The following is a 25,116-nucleotide window of genomic DNA, read 5'->3' as shown; positions in this document are numbered from 1 at the left end:
TTTTTAAGATAAAATAGTTAAAATAGTAGACAAGTGCTAAAGTGGGGATTTGACTATGACAATAGATTTTCTAATAGAAACTAGTTTTCTGCCTTTTCACCTATATTTCGATAACATCTAGCTCAATTTAAAAGTTTAATACAATTCGTTAACGCCAAATAGCTTTTAATATTGAGGTTTTAATATGAGTATAGATTCAAGTGTATTAGTTAGTAATGCAAATAAACTAGACAAATGTATAAACAAAAATGAAAAACAAGATAAAAAAGACAAGCAATTGTATAATATTATAGAGAGAAAGGTAAAAAAAGAAAAACATAAGCATGAAAAACCAAGAAGTCGAGATGGAACACTCAAGGAATGTAAAAGGTTATTTAAGGAAGGCGCTAGTCCTGAAGTATTAACTAAATTAGAAGAATCGCTTAGAGAACAGGAAAAATATCACAGATATTATGTCCAATGTTTCCTTCCAGTGCTAGGTGAAGTAATAGAACGATCGAAAAGAATATCAAATGAAACAAAAAAACAAGTAATTTCTGAAGTCACTAAAAGTTGTTTTAGTAGGTACAGCGAACAAGACAGTGGCTACGGTAGCGATTTTGAAGATGAAATAAACGGAATATCAGATTCTGATAGCGATTTTGAAGATGGAATAAACGGAATATCGGATTCTGATAATGACGTTCAATTACTAAATGCAATCCAAAATGGAAACAACAGGAAATTTAGAAAATACCTAAAAGATTGCACAAATATCAGTGGCATAACAGATGAAAAAGTAAATAATATTTTACACCTTATTGCATCGCTCAAAAAGAAACAAAAGCTTAAGTTTCTAGATACCTTGATAAAAATAGCTAACGAGAAAAATTTAGTACAACTTGTTGATAGTGAAAATCAAGAAGGAAAGACTCCTTTTCAGGTAGCACTAATTAACAAGATAATAAAAGGGAAACATGATTCTCACACAATCCAAGATAACGATAACACACTTAAGTTTCTTGCAAAATTGTTAAAGTATGGAGCCAAGCTAAGCTTACCTACAGAGGATTTAGAAAAATTATCTAAAAAGCAAAATGAATACTATCTTAAATTTTTAGAGAAATTGGCTGAGCGAAAACCAGAAATAAAAACAAAAGTTGAAGAAGTTATAGCCCATACCATAAATACTCCAGATAGTAATGATAATTATCAATTACATTTAGCAATTAAAAATAAAGATGAGAAATCCTTTAAGGAGTTATTGCAAAAAGGAGCAGATATTAGCCTGAAAGATACAGATGGTAATAATGCTTTACATCTAATAGTTTTAGAATTAAAGCAAAAACGAAAGTTTGAATTTTCAAATATAATATTAAATGTAAGTAAGGAGGAAGAAAAAGAGTATCTTAAAGCACAGTTTAAAAAAGCTATAAATGCTGAAAATACAGCAAAACAAACACCTCTTTATTATTTATTCCAGCATATAAAAGAAAAAAATGAGGATCGATCATGTACAGATAAAAAATTTGAAAAAACAAATAGATATAAAGCCTTAGAGTTATTTCTCCAAAATAGTGCAGACATTACTGCTCAAGACAAAGAGGGTAATAATGCTTTGCACTATATTGCTTCGCTAAAAGGAGAACAAAAGGTTGCATGCTTGGAGTTGATTTCCAGTTTAGTAAAAGAAAAAGAAATATCTGAAGATCAGTTAGGTAAGGCCATAAAGGCCATTAACGAAGAAGGAAGAACACCGCTACAAGTATCATTAACAAAAAAAGCAGAAAAAGGCAACCACCTTTCGCAAATGAAAACAATTTTTGATCTAGGGAAAAAGTACGACAATACAACAAAGTTTTGTGCAAAGCTGCTAGAAATAGGTGCTGATTCCCGTTCTCTGAAACTAAAAGATCGAGAATTTCATACTGAAAAATATTATTGCACTTTACGTAATTTAGAAAATTACTCAAAAACTCCACAAGAAGGAAAGGTAAAAGCTAAAGAACTAAGGAAAAAACTTGAAAAAAAATATAACGTTAGAACTTTTTCAAAAAAATGTCAGCATATTCTACACAAAACAGGAGATGGCCTAAAAGCTGCATGGAAATGCATTGATCCGGGCAGGAGAGCTAGTGTATTGTTAGCAATCACAGTAGCAACTACTATTATTACAATGGTAACACTTTCTTGCTTCCAAGGACAAATTGCAATTGGAGCAGCGTTACCCATCATAGCTATAACAGGAGTGGTGTGTCTGATATTCACTTTGGAACTTAGCGGCATTAGGAAGTCTGTTAAGGAATTAACCAACGATAAGCAAAGCCGTAAAGATGATCACCTAGCTGCAAAACAACCTGAAAATATTACTGAACAACAAAATTTAGCTAACAACTCAGCAGAGCAAGAAGTACAAAGATCGTCAAATCAATCGGAGCATAAAGAAAGCCCAGCTACTCAAATGAGCTATGTATCAATACTACGTCAATTTATAAATAAACCAGATGGGTTAACTAATAAATTCTCTTTTCCGGGGCGATGAAATCAATCTCATCGCTCAGAGTTTTTTCAGCAACTTTTTTATAGTCAATTTCTACACTAACTTGGCTTTTCTCTTCTTTAAGCCATGCTATAGTATGCTTCATCCAGTTTTTATCATCACGTTCAGGGAAATCTTCACGAGCATGAGCACCCCTGCTTTCCTCGCGATTAGCTGCGCATTCCATGGTAATAACTGCTTGTGGAATCATATTGGCAAGCTCCAGAGCTTCAACCAAATCACTATTCCATATCATACTACGATCTTCAACTGCAATGTTAGGCATCATTTTTGCTACTTCTTTTATAGCTTTTTTACCTTCCTCTAAAACTTCAGCAACACGGAATACCGATGCATATTTCTGCATAGTGTGCTGCATTTCACTTCGTATTTTTGCTACTTTGAACTCTCCGGAAGCAAATCTCATTTTATTAAATCTATCTACTATCCAGTCTGTGCAGTCTGAATGCAATTTTTTATGTGGTGTATCAGGTTTCAATTTTTCTTTTGCCCTAAGCGCGGCAGCTCTACCAAAAACCACAAGATCAAGAAGCGAGTTGGAACCTAGTCGATTTGCACCATGTACAGAAACACATGCTGCCTCTCCTATTGCAAATAATCCTTCTACCACTTCTTCTTTACCTTTTTGCAACGTGATCACTTCCCCATGATAGTTGGTCGGAATACCGCCCATGTTGTAGTGAACAGTTGGAATAACAGGTATCGGATCTTTAGTAACATCAACTCCTGCAAAGGTTTTTGCTGTTTCACTAATACCTGGCAATCTGAGTTTGATCACTTCCGGATCAAGATGCGATATATTCAAGTACATGTGATCTTTCTTTGGCCCAACTCCCCTTCCCTCTCTAATTTCAATTGTCATTGCTCGACTTACTACATCACGAGAAGCCAAATCTTTTGCCTTTGGCGCATAACGTTCCATAAACTTCTCACCCTGAGAATTAACGAGGTACCCACCTTCACCGCGGCATCCTTCCGTCATCAAGCACCCTGAGCCATATATTCCTGTTGGATGAAATTGCACAAACTCCATATCTTCAAGTGGCAACCCAGCTCTTACCACCATGCCATTACCATCACCTGTGCAGGTGTGTGCACTTGTTGCAGAAAAATAAACACGTCCATAACCACCTGTTGCTATTACCACAGAATGTGCACGAAATCTATGCAACGTACCATCACACAGCGACCAAGCTATCACCCCACAGCATGTCCCTTTGTCCATAATCAAATCGATTACAAAATATTCGACAAAAAATTCAGCGTTAAATTTAAGACATTGCTGATATAGAGTATGAAGAATTGCATGCCCAGTTTTATCTGCTGCTGCACAAGTACGCTGAGCCGATTTTCCTTTACCAAAGTGAGTTGTCATTCCACCAAAGGCACGCTGATATATTTTTCCATCTTCCGTACGAGAAAAGGGTACACCAAAATTTTCAAGTTCAATCACAGCTTTGGCAGCATTTTTACACATATACTCTATTGCATCTTGATCGCCAAGCCAGTCTGAACCTTTTATTGTGTCATACGCATGCCAGCGCCAATCATCTTCAGCAATGTTGCTCAAGGCTGCACTAATTCCGCCTTGTGCTGCAACTGTATGACTCCGTGTAGGGAAAATCTTAGAAATACAGGCAACTGAAAAATTAGTTGCAGCCATTCCAAGTGTTGCTCTAAGCCCTGCTCCACCTGCACCTACTATCACCACATCATACTCATGCTCTATGATTTCATACGCTGACTTATCCATATCCACTTATTTTATCATCACAGGCTTATAATATCACAGAAGTAGAAAAAATCTATACAAGTTTTCTGGATGTAAGCTTCTGAAACAAATCTATAGTAAACGATGTAATAACAATCATAGGGCGTCATGAAAGTAGCTGAAATTGGAATGACACTATCATAAAGGAATAAGTGTAGTTATTTGCATAACATTGATGACTTATGCCTATTTAATTAGATCTAAAATTAGATAGAAAAAGGTAATCTTGATAAAACTCATTTACAACAAGTTCTCTCGCACTTGAATTTTCCGTTTGCACTTTTTTGTATCCTAATTTATGGCTTATTGAATCTTTATATGAACTAACTGCTTTATATATCTTACTTACCTCTCCTGGAAAGATACCACCAACAATTATAACGCATAACCCTGCAACTGTTGCAAAAGCTAGAGTTAAACTTTGCCTCCAGTTAGCTTTTTTTTCTTGTATACCAGCAGGGCACAATTCACTTGACATTTCTTTTAGATACTCATGCCACATGTGATTGCAGTTTGTACATTTCACTTTTCTTCCAGATTCACCTATTTGCCCACGAGATACTAAGTAAGTTTTAGTACAATTATGACACTGTATTTTCATAGTGCTTACGTATAAAATAATATAAATTTGATATCAATATGTATATAATAAATGAAAAATTTGCAACTAAAAAATTACAAGATGAGATAGAAAATATTTGGAAAGATAAAGAAAAACTTAACGACTATAATCTAAAACACGAAGCAAGATTAATAATCAAAGAGGTAATTGAGTTACTTGACAGTGGTAAAATTAGAGTAGCAGAAAAGCTATCAAGTGGAGAATGGATAGTACATAAGTGGATAAAGCAGTCAATATTATTACATTTCCTCACTGAGGAAAGCAAAATAATAGACAACACCAATTGCTGGTTTGACAAAATCGGTAGTAAGTTTAGTGAATGGAATGAAGAAAAATTTTACCATTCAAAAATTAGAGCAGTTCCTGGATGTTTTGTCCGCCAATCTGCTTACATAGGTAAAAATGTTGTTCTAATGCCAAGCTTTATCAACGTTGGTGCATACATTGATTCTGGCACAATAATAGACACTTGGTCAACAGTTGGTAGTTGTGCACAAATAGGAAAAAATTGCCATATTTCCGGTGGAGTGGGAATAGGCGGAGTTCTTGAGCCCATTCAAGCTTCTCCAGTCATTATAGAAGATAATTGCTTCATTGGAGCGCGCAGTGAGGTAGCCGAAGGTGTTATAATAAGAGAAGGATCAGTCCTTAGTATGGGGGTGTTTATTGGAGCATCAACAAAAATTATTGACAGAGAAACAAGCAAGATATTTTATGGTGAAGTACCACCTTACTCTGTAGTTGTACCAGGATCTACTCCACCTAAAAACAACATTTCAACCTATTGCGCAGTTATAGTAAAAAAAGTGGACGAGAAGACGAGATCAAAAACTTCTATAAATGAAATATTGAGAATCTAACTACTTACCGTCACTTTTTTTATCATTATTACTAACTATAGTAATGGCATATGCGCATAATTCTGGAAAAGAGATCCCGTTTTCTTGAGACAGCTTGTATAATTTTTGCAAACTTTCTTTAACTTTATTAGGAATGTTTCCTCCACGCTCCTTTGCAAGCCATGAATCTTGATGGTGAATTGGATGAGTATCACCCTTTGGATTTCCTATATATACTGCAAAAGGTGCATTCTGTCCTTTGAAATCACACTGTACAGTAAATTTTTTTATAGACTCAACCATTTAAAGACCTCTACTTTTCTTTTTAACCGATTTTATAGAAGATACAAGAGGTGGTTTTTTGATAAAATCTTGCCTATTAAACACACTTTCTTTGCCTTCTAAAGCTCGACGAACATCGGCTCTGCTTAGCTGTGACTCTTTTGCTACCCTCATTCCATGCTTTACCATAATATTAGTATATGCTAACACTTTTTTTACTAACTCTAGATCACCATTCAACATTTGAACCAATGCTTGAAATACCTCCGCTAAAGTTAATCCATCAGCACTTACAACCTTATTTTCTACAAAATTGATAGCTTCTTTAAATTTATATTCAATACCATCATCTTGAGGTATAAGGGTAACATAATCCGTATCTTGATTGTCCATAACCAAAGGAATACTACTCATATGTTTTTAAACTTATATTATATATATAAATACTCCACTATTTTATAGTATGGCACGCTATAGTTAAATGTTTATTAATAATATGCTCACTTATATACACGAATTAATTGATAAAAGCCAAGGATCAATATCTATCAGTGATTTTATGAACGCTGCTCTATATCATAAAGAGTACGGCTATTACATGAATAAATTACCACTTGGCAAAGATGGTGACTTCATTACTGCACCTGAAATTAGTCAGCTATTTGGTGAAACAATTGCAGTGTGGATAATGAATACATGGGAAAAATTAGGAAAGCCATCAAAATTTTCTCTAGTTGAACTTGGACCAGGTAAAGGAACACTCATTCATGATGTAATAAGAGTCACCAAAAAATATAGCTGTTTTTTTAGCTCAATGGACATTCATCTAGTTGAGATAAGCCCTATTTTACAGAAAATACAAAAGGAAAAATTAAAGGGATTAGATATTAATTGGCACACAGATGTCGACAACTTACCAAATCAGCCAACTATTTTTTTTGCAAATGAGTTATTTGACGCCCTTCCAATTGACCAATTTATTTATCGTGATGGGCAGTGGTATGAAAATAGAGTAATAAAACAAGATGATGGCAGTCTTTCATTGTCACTCCAGTGCTTAACCAGACCAAAAACTGGATTCCAGACTGGAATGACAGGGGGGTTCAATGGTGCAGTAGTGGAAGTATGCCTAGCCGGAATCGAAATATTAAAGAAACTTGAGAATAAGATAGTCAATAACGGAGGAGCTGCCCTGATTATAGATTATGGTTATGTATATCCTGAATATAAGAGCACTTTGCAATCGATAAGGCAGCATCAGTATGCTAATTTTCTTGAAAATATTGGTAACAGTGATATTACTGCACTTGTAAACTTTCAAGCGTTAAAAGATTCATTAAAACACTTAAATTGTGAGATTTTAACTCAAAGAGAATTTTTATATTTGTTTGGTATAAAGGAAAGAGCGCAAGCTTTAATGGAAAATGCAAGTAATGAACAGAAGAATAAGATCTTCAGTGAATTTTTAAGGTTAACTGAAAATATGGGTACTCTCTTTAAGGTAATGCTGATTCACCATTTGTAGTCTTGTGTAGTTCTTATGTTAAACATACAAATACTAAAAAATTTACAGAATAAAAAAGGTAAAAAAAACGTATCTGTTCAGCAGAGTAGCAAAATAAGATAGACAGATAAGACTATCATAGGAACAAATAGGTGTCATGAAAGTAGCTGACACTGGCACGACAACAAAAAAGTTACTCAAATGACACCCTTTTGATGCACAATTTTTGGTGCATCACGTACTGATTTTCATCCAAGACGATGTCATGCAAGTAGCTGACACTGGCATCCAGCCTTTTCGCGCAAAAAACGTTGTAAAGTGTTTAGTTGGATCCCAGCTGGTTGGTTATGCAAGAAATCTATTGTCAAAAAAAATTACTTCCGCATATTTTGAATCTGATTATAATGACAATTAGAGATATTTTAAGAGCTCAAAATCTATCTTTGTCTGCAGACTTTCAGTTAACTTTTCAATAAAAAACGTAGCGTATCTTTTTCAGCGGTCTGTCATATGTTCGCTGCATTTTTTTCTAATCTTTTTATACAGGAGGATTTTATGTCCAGAATTCCAGATACTTGACCTTTACTTTAGCTAATAACAGGCGCCTGTGATTTTTATAAAGAAAGTGTAGGAAAAACTGTTTCCAGGCATAAATTTGCCATGTATACCTAAAAAGTAATTATATTAGCATAATATTCATACTTATATGCCAATATTAATATTCTTTGAATGGAATACGAAATTAATGTTGAAAAAATATGTACCAAAAAATTTATGTGGGATCTATGCCGAAGCTCAAATTGCATGACACCATTTATTTTTATGGTTTTGTCTATTTTATTTTGCCACTCTGCTAAACGGATACATTTAATTCCATTTTTATCGAGCAGATAATTGTCATATATTAGCTTAGTTCTCCTGTTATACTTAAATATAAATCAGCATAGCCCTAATTTTTTTATATATTTTACTTCTTTCTCTATATTTAATAATAGGCTTGAAAATAAATGGTAAACCTATAATTGTTAAGCTTAGAGCTAGGATTGAAAGTACACAAAAGGCTTTGTGTTTACTATGTAGCTCTTTCAAGTAAAGCATCAAAAACCTACAAAATTTTTTGTAATTTTCTTCAATATTTTTTTTGCTATGAGCCTTGTCAATAAACATATCTATTGCAGTATAATCATTACTACAATTAATTGCCCCTTTTTCTATTAATAGCTGAGCTATATCAAAATAATCCTTTTGAATAGTAAGATGCAGAGGTGTAAAACCTTGTTGATCACAAATATTCATATTGGCTTTTACTGCTAACAACATTCTTACAATTTCTATATGACCTTTTTTAGCTGCAAGTAGCAGAGGAGTTCTGTTGCATCTAGTTACGGCATTAACGTTTACCTTAAGCTCCAATAAGAACTTAACTGCTTTAGTATCACCATTATAGCTAGCTTTATGTAATCTGGTGTTACCGCTACAATCTTGGTCATCTGCTTCTATTCCCTTTGAAACAAGAAATGTTACCATTTGCCTATTATTATGCTCAATAGCGCAATCCAGTGCATCAAAACCATGTTTATTTTTTGTGCAAATAAACTCTTTTAACTTAGCTTTTGCTTGCTTTACAATAAGCTTTACCAGTTGCATTTTGTTGTTATATGCTGCTAGAAAAAGCGTAGTATTATTTTCTGCATCTTTTGCTTCTATGTTTGCACCTTTCTTTATCAGATATTCTATAATCTCTGCTCTACTTTCATAATGTGTAGTACATTGATAAATGGTCAAAAATAAAGGAGTACGAAAGTTGTTATCTTCACATTCAAGATTTGCTCCGCTATCAATTAAAATCTGGACGCTCTTTTTAGAACCGTATAATGAAGCTATGTGAAGAGGAGTATAGCCTTCCTCAGCATCTTTTTCATTAATTTTTGCGCCTTTTGTTATTAAAAAATCCATTAATTCTGTATCATCTTGTAGTGTAGCAAGGTGAAGTGGAGTAAATCCATTTTTATCTCTAGAATTAATTGTCAGTTGATTAACAAGAAGTTTAGCAATTTTTTTGTGTCCATGCATAATAGCATAATGCAGTGGATTTCTATTTTCGTTGTCCACAACATTAAAGTCAGCTTCGTGTTCTAATAATGATTTTACTCCAACTAAATCGCCTTCTTTTGTAAACTTATGTAAGAGAGTGACTCCGCTTACATCTTTTGAGTTAATATCAAATCCACTTTCTACCAATTGATGTATGTCTTCCTCACACGCCATACCATTTTAATTAAACCCTTTTCGCATTAACAATACTCCCACTTAATTAAGTTTGAATGAATCTGTAAGAGAGATATAAACGTTAGGGAGATTTGTGATAAATAGTAAGAAAAAGAACAGAAAGTCAAAATCTATCTAACACAATTAAAATCACTATTTTACCCGCTTTCTCTGTACTCTATCTCTACTTTTGCATTTACATTCGCTGAATCACTTTCCTGCTTTACAATAAAGCAGCTCCATATGTTTTCTATGCACTTTTATTAAGCATTTTGCTCAAATTTGCAAAATTCACAATATTGTTCAACAACTCCATCTTACTATCCACTTGCTCATTCTCAACCTTTTTAGATTTAAGATCTTTAAGTACATTATTGAAATCATCCATGTTCACTGTCACTTTTAGCTCTTCATCTTCTGACTCTTCTTCGCAAATCTGATCTACAGCATGAAGTTTTGCTTCATTTACCAAATTTTCTAGATCAGCTCCTGAAAAACCATTAGTTTCTTCTGCAAGTTTTGCTAGATTTACATCTGGTTCCATTGGCACTTTCTCCGTATAAAGACCCAATATTTTTTCACGTAGGCTTTTATCTGGTAAAATAATTTCAATATGTTTAGAGAGGCGACCTGATCTAATTACTGCTTCATCTAAACTTTCTAGACGATTAGTTGCAGCAATGACTGTCACGCCTTCTATAGGATTAAAACCATCAAGTTCATGTAAAAACTGATTTACAATTCGGTTGCGTTCTTCGTCATTGTATGCATTATTATTACTACGTTTTGTACAAACAGCATCTATTTCATCTATAAAGACTATGCAAGGAGCATTTTCTCTCGCTTTTGCAAAAAGATCTTTTATGTAATGTGCGCTTTGTCCAGCATATTTTTGCATACATTCAGATCCAGAAACGCTAATAAATTTAGCATTAGCTTCACATGCAATTGCACGAGCAATAAGAGTTTTACCATTTCCAGGTCGACCATATAAAATATAGCCTGTTGGCATTTTGCAACTTAGCATTTCAAGAGCTTTCTTCTTCTTCTCTGATATATGACCACAAATCATTTTTAACTCTTTTCTTACTTCATCTGAAACAATAACACCATCAAGTGTTACTTTTTTCTGCTTGTCTGGATCAACTATCTCTATTCTAGAAGAGCCTTTTATTGCACAAACAAGATCATTTAATTCTTTTGAGTGCGTTGCTTTATTAACCGATTTTTTTTCATCACTCACTTCTTCAATATTTATTATGTTTGAATCTTGCTCGTTTTTAATCTCATTTTCAGCATCCAATTCAGCCGCTTTGTACGTAATATATTTAGCTATAGATGCAAATGCATACAAAATACTTACACACAATAACACCTTTAATACAGGCACATCAGGTACAATTAAATTAACCGCAACAATTGATGTTGCCATAGCAGCACCTAACAACAACATTGAGCCAAAAACGATATAACCTTGAATTTTCGCTTTTTTCAGCTGCATTAAGTATCCAGAGCCATTAGGATGCTTGAATGCATAAATATTCACTGGAGTTTTACCATAAAAATTCTTTAACCAAGGATCTGCATTTTTTCTTATTAGAATTGATATTGTTTTTCTACTTCCATTATCTGCAGCATAATGCAAAGGGGTATTGCCCTCTTTATCCATTACATTAACACTTATTCCTTTATTTAAGAAAAATTCTACTACTTCAACATGACCATTTTCAGCAGCTAAATGTAAAGGAATCTTCTCGCGCTTACTATCTTTCTTATTAACATCAGCTCCTCCTGCTACCAGGACTTTTGCTACGTTTTCAAAGCCACCTCTAGCAGCTACGTGCAACAATGTAAGTTCTTGACTAAATAAATGATTTACATCAAATTCAACTTTCTTCCACTCTTCATGTAGATCTTGATTCTGTTTCTTTAGTTCTTCTTCTATTTCCTGAATTATATTATCTTCATTTAAATCTGTCTTATCGTTAATTATACTCAGTACTTCTGCTAGTAATTGATCACTTGTCATAATCTCATCTTTAATCTTAAATGATATATTTAATTATTATATAACTAAAATAAAAATTCAATATTTATTTTAAACAAGGTAATAATTGGATTGTGAATAGCAAATTAGATCCAAGTAGCCCCATCTCACACTACTGTCATCCCAGTGCCTAGACACCAGCCTTTCTTACCAACAAAAACTTAGCATAACTTTTGTTCTCAAAAAATTTCTGGATTCCAGTGTCAAGCACTGATCTTCAATCTCCGTACATCTCTGCGTCACGCACTGAAATGACACCCTGAAGCTTTAGCTATAAATATTAAGCAAGCAAAAAAAGGCAAAAGAAGCCTCATGGAGATAGTTGCTCCACTCTTTTTACTTGATGCTGCTCAAGCAGGTCACTTGGATGTAGTAAAATACTTAGTAGAAATAGCAAACGCAGGTGTTAATTATGTAGTTAGTACTCTTAGTCTACCTCATTTTGACTATGAAAAAAACTGCTCTTGGAAAAACTGCTCTAATGTTTGCTGCTAAAAGTAGTCATTTTGTATAGTTTTATCCAACTCAGACGTAGTTTAACCTAAAATCCATTACTAATTAATTTATCCTTTGCAGTTGTAATAAGGTCTATAAACTACTGCAAATCCAAATTTCTATTTGATCTTACATTCTTATTGTAATAACCTCTATGGATCACACAGCATTAGTCGTGTATCTTAACAGATACTTTTGTACATGGATCAGCTTTATGTGTATCAATTCTGTCTACTTCAAGTTTCCAGCAAAACTACTTTTTAATGTATTGCTTTCAATCAAGTTCTTTGTTAAGCTCACTGTTAGTGGATGTTCAATTATCTTAACATAAAAATCAAGGCAGCTTTAGGTATAAATACGAGTAACTCGTATAAGTAAAGAGGCTATAAGAAGCTTCTTACCATTCTATTCAAACGGGTTTTAAACTTTTGAAATGTCATGACATTGTTGATACGTTTGTCAAGAAACGACAGGGTATCTGCAAAATCTTCTGAATAATCATTGATAAAAAAAAGTATCGTACTTAAGTACACTCCAGCTAATATTGCTCTTTTTGTATAGTAGTTAAAATCTGTTGATTGATCATGAATGCCATACCAAATCGCGCTAACAGTTCTGTACAAGAGTTTACTAGAAAAATATGTATTTTGGGGTAATATAGAGAATGATAAAACATTTTTTAAAAACTCTCTGTAATTTTGTAACTTAGCATAGTTTGAAAGGCGTATTTGGACAGCTAACTTTATCCGCTCTCTTACCTTCATATCTTCTAAATTGGAATTCCAAAGTTCAGTTTCCATTGAGCTATTTAAGTCCTCTGCTATGTACTCCAAAGCACTATATATTCCATTCTGAAATTTACAAAAACTATTGGCTAGGTTAAGGTTCGTGCACACTTTCAATAAGGTTGCATCACTTATTCCTTCAAATGGAATAACCTTAATCAGCTCATCTACTATTAACTTTTGTTCCATACAATATTATACTAAACATCACATATAATTGTACCTGAGATTTGCAAACATTCTGCAAAATGCTTCACCGCGCTCTTCAAAATTTTTCCACTGATCAAAAGAAGAACATGCAGGAGAAAGTAATATCGCTACTTCTTCTTTGCTATTTATGGCCTCTTCAAAAGCCAGTTTAAATGCGTTTTCTAGATTATAGCACTTCATATAATCTATTTTGTTCTCCATAATGTTTGCAAAAACTTCAGTTGATTCTCCAATAAGAAAAGCTTTTCTAATCTTGGTGAAATGCTTGCTTAATGATTCTATTCCGCCTTTTTTGCTTTTTCCGCCAACAATCCAATATATGTTTTTATAAGATAAAATTGCCTTTTCGGTCGATTCTGCATTGGTTGCTTTGCTATCGTTGATAAAAAGTACATTATGTATTTTGCCAAGAAATTCATTTCTGTGTCTTAGCCCTGGAAAGGATTTGATTTCATTGACAATAGTGCTGCTATCTACTCCAAGTAACTTGCACACAGCGTGTGCAGCTACTATATTTTCTACATTGGATACTAGGTTTACTTTCATATCACTCATTGATAAGTTGTGATTCTCTAGTTTTAGCGAGATCTCCTGAATCTCAGCACTCCTTTTGTCATCCAAGTAGCTGACACTGGGATCCAGATAATTTCGATCTATACCAGTAATCTGTTCACTATAATCAAGCAAATTGTTATCTGCCAATGATATTAGATCTCTTGCACTACCCTCTGTCATCTGGGTAGTTGGCAATGGTTTTTCTTTTCTGGTCACGCGCTGGAATGACACCAGGGAATATGTTACTGAAATTGGAATTTTGTTCCCAGTGAATTTATTGAATACATCAGCGGTAATTTTGTTATCACATCCTATCACGGCAATCTTGCTACTGTTTATCAGTTTTAATTTAGTTGCTATGTAGTTATTCATACTTCCATGTCTATCTATGTGGTCTGGTGTGATGTTTAGCAATACAGAAATGTCTACATTAATTTTATTTATTAGCTCCAATTGAAAAGAGGAGAATTCAATTACATAAATTTCTGCATCTCTTTCTAAATCCAAAATAGGCACACCTAAATTCCCGCCAATAGCTACTTTTTTCCCTGTGGATTTTAATATGTGCCCTATTAGTGACGTGGTGGTTGATTTGCCATTTGTTCCTGTAATGCCTATAACCTTCTGATTTGTAGTTTTAGTTTCAAGAAATAGCTCAATGTCTGATTTTATTTTGCAGTCAAAGCTTCTTGCAAGTTTTACTACCCAATGCGTTGGTATTGGCACTCCAGGGCTCAAAATTAGTGTGCTTATCTCATGCCAATTATACTCATTGGGATGAGTAAAGTTACACTCTTTATATATCTTTTTTGCATTTGCTATTTGCTCTTTATTATCATCCCATGCATATATTTTTGCACTGCTTTTTGTTAGAGCATTAATAACGGACAAACCAGTTTTACCAAGGCCGAAAACCGCAACACTTTGATTTTTGTATTTGTTTAGTTGCACTTCTAGATAACTTATGCGAACCATTTTATAAAGATATAATACAAATTATAATGACTTCTTCCATAGTTTTTGGCAGTGCTTAACTTTATTGTCATAACCTTAGCCAATAGAAAACTCCTTGACACATTTTGCCAGCTCCCTTGCCATGACAATAAGAGTATTTATCCTTTAGAATTAATTAAGAGAAAGTTTTTTCTCGACTTGTTGTATAATTTGATAAAAGTGATCAAAATCTAAGCTTGCACTACCAATTAAAACTCCCAATAGATTTGGAATACTGAGCAAGTTTCCTATATTTTCTGAGCTGACTGAGCCACCATATATAATGTGTTTTTTACCAGTACACAATTTTATTATCTCTATCACCTCAGCAATTGCGTCATTATTTGGCACATTTCCTGTTCCTATTGCCCATATCGGTTCGTATGCTATGGTATATTCACCTTGTGTTGGCAAACGGTTTTTGCATTGATATTCTATTACTTCTTTTGTTTTTTTATTTTTATAATCTTCTGAGTTTTCACCTACACAGATGATTGGGTGTAATCCTGATTCTATTGCTGTTTTCGATTTAAGTTTTATTTCACTATCTTTTTCATGAGCCCTTTCAGAATGTCCAAGTATTACGTAACTACATCCTAGTTCCTTCAACATTCCTGCACTAATTTCACCTGTGTAAGAACCGAACTCTTTATGATGGCAATTCTGTCCTCCTATTTTAATATTGTTGTTCAACTCTATATTGCTTGGAAATGATGTAAAAGGAGGGCAAATTACTAATTTAGAGGTAATTTCGTTGCTCTTGTTGTTAAGTTTGCCTATAAAGTTAACAAATGAAGAACGTGTTCCATTCATTTTCCAATTTGCTACTATTAAAAAAGACATCAATTTTTCTTATATGAATGAGAGTGCCGGCTGTCGGACTTGAACTGACAACCTACTGATTACAAGTCAGTTGCTCTACCAATTGAGCTAAGCCGGCATTAAATACACTGACAATATACAATTATTGATGAATTTTCGTCAACTAATTTTTAAAATACTGCATACTAAGATCATATGAAAAAATTTTTACTGAAGCCAAAAAAGAGTCTAGGGCAAAATTTTATTTTATCGAATGAGATAATAAAAAGAATAGTTGCCTTAGCTGGTAGCCTGAAAGATTTTAATGTTATTGAAATTGGTCCTGGGTATGGTGCGTTAACAAGAGAAATATTGGCATATAATCCAAAGTTTCTACTTTCTATAGAAAAAGATAGTAGTTTAGTGAAACATCACGAACAATTGCTAAATGAGCATCAGGGAAAATATAGAATTATAGAAGCAGATGCACTTAATGTTGTAGAAAAAGAGCTGGTAGAATGTCCAGTCAAAGTCATTGCTAACTTGCCTTACAATATCTCAGTAGCGTTATTTTTAAAGTGGTTAAATAATATAAAATTTTTTACGAATTTGACGTTAATGTTCCAAAAGGAGGTAGCAGAGCGTATTACAGCAGAACCTAATTCTAAAGATTATGGTTCCCTATCAGTGCTAAGCCAGTTACTATGCGACATAAAAAAGGAATTTGATATTGAACCTAAGGAATTTTTTCCAAGACCAAAAGTATATTCTTCAGTAATTACAGTAAAACCTTTACCCACTCCAAGATTTGCAGTAAATTTAGAAACCTTAACAAAGCTAACACGTGCTGTGTTCGCTCAAAGAAGAAAGATGCTGAGAAATAGCTTGCAAAGTATAACTAGTGATGTCTCAACTACTCTTGAGAATGCTAAACTGAGTGGAGACGAACGTCCAGAAAGCTTAACTATTGAGCAGTTCTGTTTGCTAGCAAATAATATAATTATGCGATAAATATATTAGGAGCTACATACCTCTTCTATCCTATTTTGATCTAAAAATAGCTGGAGCCAGGCTAATTTTGCAAAAGCTCTATTGCAATTTCATTAATTGGCGTATAAGCTTTAAATAAAGCATATGAAAAAAATGGAAGCTTGTTATTCGTTTGACGATGTACTTCTCTTACCGGCCTATTCTGATGTATTGCCTCGTGATGCAGACACAAGAACTTATCTAACAAATAATATAGAACTAAATATCCCTCTCATATCCTCTGCAATGGACACTGTCACTGAATCAGGCTTTGCAATAGCTATTGCCCAACATGGTGGAATAGGTTGCATACATAAGAATTTATCAATAGATGAACAAGTGTTAGAAGTAAGAAGGGTGAAAAAATATGAAAGCTGGATCGTGTATAACCCAATTACAATTTCCCCAGATAAAACAGTTGCAGAAGCAGTTTCATTAATGAGAGAGTATAATTATTCCGGCATTCCTGTAGTTGATCAACGCAAGTTAGTGGGAATTTTAACTAATCGAGATGTGAGGTTTATTGAAGACCAGAACATGAATATAAAAGTTTCCGAGGTAATGACAAAAGATAAGTTAGTAACAGTTCGAGAGCAGGCAGTAAATAGCGCCTCAGCAATGAAATTGTTGCATGCAAATAGAATAGAGAAGCTTTTGGTTGTTGATGAAAATTCTTGTTGCATAGGTCTAATCACAGTTAAAGACATCGAAAAATACAATAGATATCCAAATTCATGTAAAGACAGTAAAGGTCGACTCAGAGTTGCCGCTGCAATTGGTACTGGTAAAAAAGACGGTATAGAAAGATGTGAAGCTTTGGTCGAAGAAGAAGTTGATGTGGTTATTGTAGATACCGCTCACGGTCATTCCGAGAACGTTATCAGCACTATTAAGGAAATAAAAAAGATGTATCCGAATACGCAATTAATCGGCGGAAATATTACAACAAAGGAGGCTGCTGAAGCGTTGATTGATGCTGGTGTTGATGCAGTGAAAGTTGGAATAGGGCCAGGATCAATTTGTACTACCAGAATAGTTACAGGCGTTGGTATGCCACAATTCTCTGCGATCAAGAATATTGCAGAGGTTTGTAAAACAAAAAACGTCAGACTAATTGCTGATGGTGGAATAAAATATTCGGGAGATGTTGCAAAAGCTATTGCAGCTGGTGCTGATACTGTGATGATAGGTTCAATCTTTGCTGGTACTGAGGAAAGCCCAGGTGAGATTATCATGTATAAGGGTAGAGCATATAAGGAATATCGAGGAATGGGATCTATTAGTGCAATGAAACGAGGGTCAGCTAGCCGTTATTTTCAAGATTCAAAACTTGATTTAGTCCCACAAGGAGTAGAAGCAAGAGTTCCTTTTAAAGGTCCAGCTTCAGGAGTGATCTGTCAGTTAATTGGTGGGTTGCAAGCTGCAATGGGTTACACTGGCAACCGTAATATAGAAGAGATGAAAAAAAACTGCAAATTTGTCACTATTACTTCATCAGGGTTAAGAGAAAGTCATGCTCATGATATAATCATTACACAGGAAGCTCCAAATTACGCTTACCAAGCATCTAATTTATCATCTGATTCAGAGTAAATACAATCCCCTTTTGAGTGGGTCATTTCAACACTGGTACACAATTGATATTAATATTAAGAGTCAAAAAGATGTCATCTAAGTGGCTGACACTGGAAAATCGATTGTAAATAAACTGACTACATAAAATTTTTGATCAAAATCAGTGCTATAAGTTGGAATAGCAACTTAAGGTAGATTGCCAGCTTAATATATTTTGATAAATCCAAATTATTTTAGCTATAAGAGAGCTTTGCTTTTTTGCTCCATCAGAATTGGCTTACTTTTAGTGATTCATGGAGTTAAAAAAGTCAGCATTGCTCTTTGTTAAAAGTAATTTGTCACGTAAAAACTCCATTGCTTCAACAGATCCCATAGGGTTAAGTATCCTACGCAATACCCATATTTTATTTAGTATGGCCTTATCAACTAATAGCTCTTCCTTCCTTGTTCCGGATTTTGTAATATCAATAGCAGGGAATATACGTTTATCAGCAAGTTTTCTATCTAGTATAATTTCAGCATTACCTGTGCCTTTAAACTCTTCAAAAATAACATCATCCATTTTTGAACCAGTTTCTATAAGGGCTGTAGCGATGATTGTCAAAGAACCACCATTTTCAATATTACGAGCTGCTCCAAAAAAGCGTTTTGGTCTTTGCAGCGCATTTGAATCTACACCGCCGGTTAGAACCTTTCCAGACGAAGGAATGACTGCATTATAAGCACGTGCAAGACGAGTTATAGAATCAAGCAAAATCACTACATCTTTTTTGTGTTCAACCATTCTTTTAGCTTTTTCTATTACTATTTCAGCAAGTTGGACATGACGGTAGGCAGGTTCATCAAATGTAGAGCTTACCACTTCACCCTTTACAGAGCGTATCATATCTGTCACCTCTTCGGGTCTTTCATCTATAAGTAATACTATTAGTTCTATTTCAGGATGATTTGTAGCTATAGAGTGAGCCATTTGCTGAAGCAATATCGTTTTTCCTGTACGAGGTGGAGCAACTATCAATGCTCTTTGTCCTTTTCCAAGAGGTGTAACTATATCTACAGCACGCATGTTTATATCTTTTTTATTATCTCCGCTACTGTTGTTTTCAAGGATGAGGCTTTTTTCAGGATAAAGCGGAAGCAAATTATCAAAATGTACGTACTTTCTTAATTCACTGATTTCAGTAGAGTTTATACTGTGAACCTTAGTTAAAGTAAAATATCTTTCCTTATCACCAGGTGGCCTTATTTCTCCACATGCCATATCTCCTGTACGTAAATTAAACTTCTTTATTTGGCCATTGGAAATATAAACATCATCGGTACTTGGAGCATAATTTGCACTTGATGAACGTAAGAAACCAAAACCATCAGGCAATATTTCCACTACTCCACTTCCTGTGGTTATGCCTCCTTCTTCACTCATTTTCTTCATTAAACTGAATATCATTTCCTGTTTTAGCATCCTGCCATTGCCTTTACCACTAGTTGAAATTTTTCTTTCTTCAGCTAGCTCTAACAATTCTTCTGCTGTTTTCTCTTTCAATTCGCTCAGGTCCAATGTTTTCTTGTTTTTTTCAGCACCTTCACTGGTCATTTGTTTTACTGCGTCAGCATTATGAATTTGTTCGCTTTTTTCAGGTTGACCTACAACCCCTTCTTTTGCTAAGACATCTTCATTGATTGTTGTCATAATCCTCCAAAAATTTTAATTGATGCTTACTAACCTAAAACGTGAATATAAAACAATAAATTAGGCTGAGCTAGTTTTCAGTGCGTATTTAGACTTAATTATTATTAAACTAGATACTTTACTTGCATTATACTGATAAAAACTAACAAGTCAAGTCAATTTAATATTAACAAAGTACAAGAATTTGAGAATCATCAATAGCTATTATTTATATTTTTTAATCTTTGTTTCTTCTCTTCTTCTACTTTCGCTTTTTCTACTTCCGCTTCTAAATTTTCCTGGCTACATAAACCAAGTAGTACAGGATCTTGAGGTTTGATATTGAGTATGTTATGATGAGATCTATCTCTTACCTGCTCAACTGTGTAATTTGTTGTACCAACTAGCTTAGCTATTACATTATTGTTCAAGATAGGAAATTTTTTTACCAAATAATAAATCGCATTAGGTTTATCTCTACGCCTTGCTGTGGAAGCAAAGGCAAGAAAGCTAATCGTCTTTGCCCTTTTTTTCATATTTTTTATAATCAAATTTGGTACACGATTTGGATTTTTTTTGCAATTATCGATTTCTTTTTCAGTAATTATTTCAGAAATAATAGGGTCATACTTTTCAACTTCTATTTCCTCATCAGCTATGTCTTGTACTTTTTCAAGGGATAACTTGCAACATTGTGCTATTTGATCAAAAGTTAAGCTAGTGTTATCAACCAACCAAGCAGCTACTTGCATGAGAAATTGTTCATTTCTATCTTTATTGTCTTTAGAAGATTCCATTGACATCGAAAAAACATCTCCCATTTTAATATTCCTTTGCTGTTATAGAAATAAAATATAAACCATTAAAACTAAAAAAGCATTAACTTTGTCATCCAATGGCTTTTTGGTTTATATTTCTTATCTCTTAGAACCTGTTCATAATCTTTTGAAGAGGAAAGAAGCAAAAGCAAATTTGTAGGCTAGTATTAAATTTACGCTCGCAATTTTTCCAAAGTCGCCTACATTTTTCCAACCAGGCAAAAGAAGATCTCTCAACAACCCATCTTTTTGGCAATACAGCAAAGGTGCTTCACCTCAACAGTTGCACCAATAGTTACTTTTATCTGTGTTGCAAAATTTTCTCCAGTGTAGCCTGCATCAACCAGTATGTTTTTAACTTCAGAGAGACTTTCTTTAGCATTTTTAACCATTGTCAAAGCACTGCTACGATCAGTTATTTCTGCCGTTGTTATATGAATTGCGTGTGTCAAACCTTGTGTATCAACTGCGATATGACGCTTTATTACTGAAATTTTCTTGCCAGCATCATAACCTTTTTCTTCAGCAGTATCGGTATTTTTTACACTTTGGGCATCAATGATGCAGAAGCTTGTTTTGGTATTTCGACCACTGTTCTCTCCAACCAATTTTTTTAAAGACAATTTCTAGAACATTTTCTCTATCTTCATTCGTTTTTTTACTCCATTTCTTGAAGTAATCGTAAAAATTTCGCCATCTTGGAAACTCTTTTGGAAGCATTCGCCATTGACAGCCACTTTTTAGTACATAAAGCACACCACAAAATAACTCATATAAACCTAATCTTCTTGGCTTTGTTTTCTTTCGCACGCTTTCTAAAATTAGTCTAATCTTTTCGAATTTTTCACAACTTATGTCACTTGGATATGTATTCCTCATACTTTACCTCATGTCAACTATACCTCATCTTACCATATTCAGAGATCACTTACAGGCTCTTAGGTTAATATAAGCTTCCATTCAATTTAATACACTACAATATTACATATATTAGCTAATTTGTTAATAGATTTACAAATATTAAATTATTGCTATTCTAAATTTAAGTGTTAGTTAACTAAGTTTACAATGAGTATTAGAAATTTTTTTACCAAGGCAATCGTTCTCCTTTTAGTTTGCTTATTAATCTTTATGGGGATTGGCAATCTTTTATCAAATGATGATGAAAGGAAAGAATTAGCTAAAGTAGGAAAGGAAGTTATAACATCAGATGAATATAAATTACTATATCAAAATTATAAAAAGCAAATTTCTGGATCTGATGTAAGTAAAGAACAAGTAAAAAAGCTGAAATATGATTTACTTAACGCACTTATAGAGCAAAAACTATTGTTTAACCTAATTAGCGAACTTGGATTAAAAGTTGGAGAAGAATCTATCAAAAGCCACATAAAAAATACCAAGTACTTTCAGGACGATAAAGGAGAATTTGACCATAATAAATTCCATCAAACTCTAAATAGCCTGCATATAACAGAAAAGGAATATATAGAAAAACTAGAGAAAATCCTGCCTGCAATGATGTTCATGACTTCGTTATTTAAAGATAATTATCCGGTAACTTTTGGTGAGAGTGTTGATGAGCAGATATACAAAAATCGCTACCAAACTAGAGTAGTTGATATTGTTAAAATAACTGAGAATGCAATTACAGACGTTCCTGAACCAGATGATCAAGCCTTACTTGATTTGTATGAAAGAAATAAGTCCAATTTTTATTACCCTGAGTATCGAACTGCGCAATACATTTCTCTGGATCAAAAATATTTTGAAGATCAAATCAGAATTTCAGATGAAGAGGTTGATAGTATAATAGAACATCAGGAACTTAAAAATCAAAGAGACATATTCAATGTGATATTTCCTACCAAAGAAAAAGCTGAAATAGCAAGAAGAGCACTTGAAGAAAGTAAAGCAAGCTTTGAACAAATAATAGAAGAGTTTAATAAAGTGAAACTCGATGAAACCAGAGTAAATAATATAACTAAGGATTTCTTACCTGAAAATATGAGAGAAAAGGTATTTGCTCTCAAAACAGGTGAAGTAAGTGAAGTTTTAACAAGCAATTTTGGATGGCACGTAATAAAGGTAGAAAGCATACATCAAATCTCTGATGAAGACTTGGTTGATTTAAAAAAAGACATAAGGTCAGTTTTAACCAATCAAAAGTCTTTTGAAAAAGTCAATGATTTCATAAATCAAGTGAATTATAAGATATACAATGGTGCAACGATTGAAGAAATCTCCAATAATTACAATTTACCTATACAAACCATTGGTCCAGTAGATGCTAGTGGGAAAGACCAAAGTGGTAATGAAGTAGGAAATTCCAGTGATTTCATTTCTTTCATTTTTTCACGCGAGAAAGATCAGAAGAGTTATTTTAAGGGTGTTGGAGATACTGTTGTTGGTGTGAAAATCAGTGATATCGTTCCTCCTAAATTGCAAAATTTTGAAGAAAGTAGGGAATCAGCCATAAAGCTTTGGCGTAGTGAATTTATAAAAGAAAGAATGTTTAAAATGGGACAAGAAGTAGCAGTTCAACTAAGAGAAAAGACAGATTTGGAAGAAATGCAAGGTATAAAATTGGTTAAAGGCCAGCAAATACAACGCAATGAACAAAACTACCCTTTTTCTTTCATAGAAGAGATTTTCAATATGAAAACAACTAATTCGGTAACAGATCCTATTCAATACAATAATGAAATTATAATAGGCGTTCTAAAAGAAATGCATTCATCAAATGGTAAATTAAACATGCTTGATACCGGAAAACGTGTGATGATATCGCTAAAGGAACAGTTAATTAGCTATCTAAAATCAAAGTATAGAGTAGAAGTTAATCATGCTATGATTGATGATATATAAAAAAGTTTATTATCTTCCTTTTATGAGTGATTGGAGGGGGCTATATTGTATTTTTAGGTAAAAGAGGTACAATTAGTTTGACTTTAGCTGTTTATTGTATTTAAATTGTAATTAATATATGAATAAAGGTTGACATGGCAGTTAAAATAAGGTTAGCAAGGTTTGGGGCAAAGAAACGTCCTTTTTATAGGATAGTTGTAGCCGATTCACGAGCACCAAGAGATGGGCGCTTTATTGAGAGAATAGGACAATATGATCCAATGTTGCCAAAAGACAATAAAAATCGTGTTGTGGTAAAAGCTGATAGATTAAAACATTGGCTAAGTGTAGGAGCGCAAGCAACTGAAAGGGTAATGTGGTTCATTAAAAAAGGCATAGTAGATTTAGAAACAGAATCGAAAAAAATAGAAAAGAAAAAAGTTGAGAAAGTACAAGGGCAAGAAGCATAAGTCCTATTAAATGCTAAACACTGATTTAACAAAAAGTAGTAAATTAGATGATATTGTATCTTCTGATTTATTGGCTATGAATGACTTTATCTTCAAAAATGTCAATGATGAAGGTACTAAGCTTGCTACCGATATTACATCTCATCTTATTAATTCAGGAGGAAAAAAGATAAGGCCTAAGCTCATTTTTATTATTTGTAAAATGCTGAATTACTCTGGAGAGAGTAGGATCAACATTGCTGCATCGGTAGAATTTATACACAACGCTACTTTACTTCATGATGATGTGCTTGATGAAAGTAAGGCACGCCATGGAGTTGCAACAGCAAATAAAATTTGGGGGAATAAATCAAGCATTTTAGTTGGTGATCTATTATTGACCTTAGCATTTAGATGGCTTATAGAATGTGGGAATTTAAGTGTTCTCTCTATTTTATCTAAGGCATCTAATTTGCTTGTCAAGGGTGAGATAAAGCAGATGACAACGCGTTTTGACCCTAACACAATTAGGAAAAATTATTTTAATATCATTGGAGAAAAGACAGCATCTTTATTTTCTGCATGCTGCGAGGCTGCATCAGTAGTATCTGGAGCCACAAGTGACGAAACAGAGAGGCTAAGGAATTTCGGGTTTAATTTTGGTATGGCATTCCAAATAATTGATGACGTGCTAGATTATACTGCTAATCAAGGCACTTTAGGAAAGCAACTTGGAAAAGATTTCTTTGAAGGTAAAGTTACTTTACCTTCTATTATAGCATATGAAAAAGGCAGCCCATCAGAACAAAAATTCTGGGAGAAATCTTTTTCTTCAGCTAGACACAATTTTGACCAAGCATTACAATATATTAATCATCATAATGCCATTCATGTTTCTATGGAAGAAGCTAAACACTATATTAATATGGCGCAAAGTAATATTGATACTTTTTCTGATTCTCTTTATAAAACTGCTTTGATTGACTTTTTAAATGCAAGCATAGAAAGACAAGGATAG

General features: G+C 33.7%; 20 protein-coding genes, 1 tRNA gene and 1 pseudogene. 9 read left to right on the top strand and 13 right to left on the bottom strand.

Features of this window, described 5'->3' with window-relative positions; all coding sequences use genetic code 11:
• Positions 1-184 precede the first annotated feature (184 nt).
• Positions 185-2,521, top strand: a complete 2,337-nt coding sequence (locus ABWU65_RS02810) for an ankyrin repeat domain-containing protein (RefSeq protein WP_353280273.1) — start codon at positions 185-187, stop codon at positions 2,519-2,521.
• On the opposite strand, the gene sdhA is transcribed toward ABWU65_RS02810, so the two are convergent.
• Together sdhA and ABWU65_RS02800 are read right to left on the bottom strand one after the other, a co-directional pair.
• Positions 2,493-4,292, bottom strand: a complete 1,800-nt coding sequence (gene sdhA, locus ABWU65_RS02805) for a succinate dehydrogenase flavoprotein subunit (RefSeq protein WP_019236712.1) — start codon at positions 4,290-4,292, stop codon at positions 2,493-2,495. The two genes, ABWU65_RS02810 and sdhA, sit on opposite strands and share 29 nt — an antisense overlap.
• Positions 4,293-4,500: 208 nt before the next feature.
• Positions 4,501-4,911 (bottom strand): zinc-ribbon domain-containing protein, encoded by a 411-nt coding sequence (locus ABWU65_RS02800; protein WP_007302100.1) that lies wholly within the window; start codon positions 4,909-4,911, stop codon positions 4,501-4,503.
• Positions 4,912-4,949: 38 nt separating this feature from the next.
• Here ABWU65_RS02800 and dapD point away from each other — a divergent pair, with 38 nt between their 5' ends.
• Entirely contained in the window at positions 4,950-5,792 is an 843-nt protein-coding gene (gene dapD / locus ABWU65_RS02795) for a 2,3,4,5-tetrahydropyridine-2,6-dicarboxylate N-succinyltransferase (RefSeq protein WP_052264857.1), read from the top strand.
• Here the strand turns inward: dapD and ABWU65_RS02790 are convergent, their stop codons facing one another.
• Both ABWU65_RS02790 and ABWU65_RS02785 read right to left on the bottom strand, forming a co-directional pair.
• The gene (locus ABWU65_RS02790) at positions 5,793-6,074 is read right to left on the bottom strand and encodes a DUF2610 domain-containing protein (RefSeq protein WP_052264858.1); all 282 of its coding nucleotides are present in this window, start codon (positions 6,072-6,074) and stop codon (positions 5,793-5,795) included.
• Entirely contained in the window at positions 6,075-6,467 is a 393-nt protein-coding gene (locus tag ABWU65_RS02785) for a hypothetical protein (protein ID WP_007302103.1), read from the bottom strand. It abuts the gene before it with no gap.
• 82 nt (positions 6,468-6,549) lie between these two features.
• Here ABWU65_RS02785 and ABWU65_RS02780 point away from each other — a divergent pair, with 82 nt between their 5' ends.
• A complete protein-coding gene (locus ABWU65_RS02780) occupies positions 6,550-7,578 on the top strand; it encodes a class I SAM-dependent methyltransferase (protein ID WP_353280272.1) in 1,029 nt (342 codons plus the stop codon).
• Positions 7,579-8,484: 906 nt separating this feature from the next.
• Here the strand turns inward: ABWU65_RS02780 and ABWU65_RS02775 are convergent.
• Together ABWU65_RS02775 and ABWU65_RS02770 are read right to left on the bottom strand one after the other, a co-directional pair.
• Positions 8,485-9,825, bottom strand: coding sequence for an ankyrin repeat domain-containing protein (locus ABWU65_RS02775; RefSeq protein ID WP_353280271.1), 1,341 nt, complete (start codon positions 9,823-9,825; stop codon positions 8,485-8,487).
• 250 nt (positions 9,826-10,075) lie between these two features.
• Entirely contained in the window at positions 10,076-11,854 is a 1,779-nt protein-coding gene (locus tag ABWU65_RS02770) for an ankyrin repeat domain-containing protein (RefSeq protein WP_353280270.1), read from the bottom strand.
• Positions 11,855-12,184: 330 nt separating this feature from the next.
• Between ABWU65_RS02770 and ABWU65_RS02765 the strand changes: the two genes are divergently transcribed.
• Positions 12,185-12,367 (top strand): hypothetical protein, encoded by a 183-nt coding sequence (locus tag ABWU65_RS02765; protein WP_007301971.1) that lies wholly within the window; start codon positions 12,185-12,187, stop codon positions 12,365-12,367.
• Between the two features lie 383 nt (positions 12,368-12,750).
• Here ABWU65_RS02765 and ABWU65_RS02760 read toward each other — a convergent pair whose 3' ends face one another.
• From ABWU65_RS02760 to ABWU65_RS02745, 4 genes are all read right to left on the bottom strand, one after another.
• The gene (locus tag ABWU65_RS02760) at positions 12,751-13,341 is read right to left on the bottom strand and encodes a COQ9 family protein (RefSeq protein ID WP_353280269.1); all 591 of its coding nucleotides are present in this window, start codon (positions 13,339-13,341) and stop codon (positions 12,751-12,753) included.
• An 18-nt stretch (positions 13,342-13,359) separates the two neighbouring features.
• On the bottom strand, positions 13,360-14,892 hold the full coding sequence (locus ABWU65_RS02755) for a Mur ligase family protein (protein WP_353280268.1): 1,533 nt from the start codon (positions 14,890-14,892) through the stop codon (positions 13,360-13,362).
• A 150-nt stretch (positions 14,893-15,042) separates the two neighbouring features.
• Positions 15,043-15,753 (bottom strand): triosephosphate isomerase, encoded by a 711-nt coding sequence (locus ABWU65_RS02750; protein WP_052264645.1) that lies wholly within the window; start codon positions 15,751-15,753, stop codon positions 15,043-15,045.
• A gap of 24 nt (positions 15,754-15,777) precedes the next feature.
• Positions 15,778-15,850 (bottom strand) — tRNA-Thr (locus ABWU65_RS02745).
• A gap of 77 nt (positions 15,851-15,927) precedes the next feature.
• Between ABWU65_RS02745 and rsmA the strand changes: the two genes are divergently transcribed.
• Together rsmA and guaB are read left to right on the top strand one after the other, a co-directional pair.
• Positions 15,928-16,722, top strand: coding sequence for a 16S rRNA (adenine(1518)-N(6)/adenine(1519)-N(6))-dimethyltransferase RsmA (gene rsmA / locus ABWU65_RS02740; protein ID WP_019236635.1), 795 nt, complete (start codon positions 15,928-15,930; stop codon positions 16,720-16,722).
• A gap of 123 nt (positions 16,723-16,845) precedes the next feature.
• Positions 16,846-18,333, top strand: coding sequence for an IMP dehydrogenase (gene guaB, locus ABWU65_RS02735; RefSeq protein WP_012481851.1), 1,488 nt, complete (start codon positions 16,846-16,848; stop codon positions 18,331-18,333).
• 265 nt (positions 18,334-18,598) lie between these two features.
• On the opposite strand, the gene rho is transcribed toward guaB, so the two are convergent.
• The 3 genes and pseudogenes from rho to ABWU65_RS02720 form a co-directional block, all read right to left on the bottom strand.
• A complete protein-coding gene (gene rho, locus ABWU65_RS02730; protein WP_213863781.1) occupies positions 18,599-20,005 on the bottom strand; it encodes a transcription termination factor Rho in 1,407 nt (468 codons plus the stop codon).
• Positions 20,006-20,199: 194 nt separating this feature from the next.
• Positions 20,200-20,805, bottom strand: a complete 606-nt coding sequence (locus ABWU65_RS02725; protein WP_007301964.1) for a cell cycle transcriptional regulator TrcR — start codon at positions 20,803-20,805, stop codon at positions 20,200-20,202.
• Positions 20,806-20,908: 103 nt separating this feature from the next.
• Positions 20,909-21,681 (bottom strand): annotated as a pseudogene (locus tag ABWU65_RS02720) (IS5 family transposase).
• 189 nt (positions 21,682-21,870) lie between these two features.
• Here ABWU65_RS02720 and ABWU65_RS02715 point away from each other — a divergent pair.
• From ABWU65_RS02715 to ABWU65_RS02705, 3 genes are all read left to right on the top strand, one after another.
• Positions 21,871-23,670: a peptidylprolyl isomerase gene (locus ABWU65_RS02715; protein WP_353280267.1), complete on the top strand. Its 1,800-nt coding sequence runs from the start codon at positions 21,871-21,873 to the stop codon at positions 23,668-23,670.
• 134 nt (positions 23,671-23,804) lie between these two features.
• Positions 23,805-24,119 carry a 30S ribosomal protein S16 gene (gene rpsP, locus ABWU65_RS02710; RefSeq protein WP_006015540.1) on the top strand — a complete coding sequence of 105 codons (315 nt, stop codon included), beginning with the start codon at positions 23,805-23,807 and terminating at the stop codon, positions 24,117-24,119.
• Positions 24,120-24,129: 10 nt separating this feature from the next.
• Entirely contained in the window at positions 24,130-25,116 is a 987-nt protein-coding gene (locus ABWU65_RS02705; protein WP_064085383.1) for a polyprenyl synthetase family protein, read from the top strand.

It is taken from the genome of Wolbachia endosymbiont (group B) of Silvanus unidentatus (genome assembly GCF_964028615.1).
GTDB lineage: Bacteria > Pseudomonadota > Alphaproteobacteria > Rickettsiales > Anaplasmataceae > Wolbachia.
This window is presented reverse-complemented; position numbering and strand designations above follow the sequence as displayed.

Excerpts from the sequence above, each read along its gene's own strand:
- ABWU65_RS02810 (WP_353280273.1), top strand. The coding sequence starts at position 185 with ATGAGTATAGATTCAAGTGTATTAGTTAGTAATGCAAATAAACTAGAC.
- sdhA (WP_019236712.1), bottom strand. The coding sequence starts at position 4,292 with ATGGATAAGTCAGCGTATGAAATCATAGAGCATGAGTATGATGTGGTG.
- ABWU65_RS02800 (WP_007302100.1), bottom strand. The coding sequence starts at position 4,911 with ATGAAAATACAGTGTCATAATTGTACTAAAACTTACTTAGTATCTCGT.
- dapD (WP_052264857.1), top strand. The coding sequence starts at position 4,950 with ATGTATATAATAAATGAAAAATTTGCAACTAAAAAATTACAAGATGAG.
- ABWU65_RS02790 (WP_052264858.1), bottom strand. The coding sequence starts at position 6,074 with ATGGTTGAGTCTATAAAAAAATTTACTGTACAGTGTGATTTCAAAGGA.
- ABWU65_RS02785 (WP_007302103.1), bottom strand. The coding sequence starts at position 6,467 with ATGAGTAGTATTCCTTTGGTTATGGACAATCAAGATACGGATTATGTT.
- ABWU65_RS02780 (WP_353280272.1), top strand. The coding sequence starts at position 6,550 with ATGCTCACTTATATACACGAATTAATTGATAAAAGCCAAGGATCAATA.
- ABWU65_RS02775 (WP_353280271.1), bottom strand. The coding sequence starts at position 9,825 with ATGGCGTGTGAGGAAGACATACATCAATTGGTAGAAAGTGGATTTGAT.
- ABWU65_RS02770 (WP_353280270.1), bottom strand. The coding sequence starts at position 11,854 with ATGACAAGTGATCAATTACTAGCAGAAGTACTGAGTATAATTAACGAT.
- ABWU65_RS02765 (WP_007301971.1), top strand. The coding sequence starts at position 12,185 with ATGGAGATAGTTGCTCCACTCTTTTTACTTGATGCTGCTCAAGCAGGT.
- ABWU65_RS02760 (WP_353280269.1), bottom strand. The coding sequence starts at position 13,341 with ATGGAACAAAAGTTAATAGTAGATGAGCTGATTAAGGTTATTCCATTT.
- ABWU65_RS02755 (WP_353280268.1), bottom strand. The coding sequence starts at position 14,892 with ATGGTTCGCATAAGTTATCTAGAAGTGCAACTAAACAAATACAAAAAT.
- ABWU65_RS02750 (WP_052264645.1), bottom strand. The coding sequence starts at position 15,753 with ATGTCTTTTTTAATAGTAGCAAATTGGAAAATGAATGGAACACGTTCT.
- rsmA (WP_019236635.1), top strand. The coding sequence starts at position 15,928 with ATGAAAAAATTTTTACTGAAGCCAAAAAAGAGTCTAGGGCAAAATTTT.
- guaB (WP_012481851.1), top strand. The coding sequence starts at position 16,846 with ATGAAAAAAATGGAAGCTTGTTATTCGTTTGACGATGTACTTCTCTTA.
- rho (WP_213863781.1), bottom strand. The coding sequence starts at position 20,005 with ATGACAACAATCAATGAAGATGTCTTAGCAAAAGAAGGGGTTGTAGGT.
- ABWU65_RS02725 (WP_007301964.1), bottom strand. The coding sequence starts at position 20,805 with ATGGGAGATGTTTTTTCGATGTCAATGGAATCTTCTAAAGACAATAAA.
- ABWU65_RS02715 (WP_353280267.1), top strand. The coding sequence starts at position 21,871 with ATGAGTATTAGAAATTTTTTTACCAAGGCAATCGTTCTCCTTTTAGTT.
- rpsP (WP_006015540.1), top strand. The coding sequence starts at position 23,805 with ATGGCAGTTAAAATAAGGTTAGCAAGGTTTGGGGCAAAGAAACGTCCT.
- ABWU65_RS02705 (WP_064085383.1), top strand. The coding sequence starts at position 24,130 with ATGCTAAACACTGATTTAACAAAAAGTAGTAAATTAGATGATATTGTA.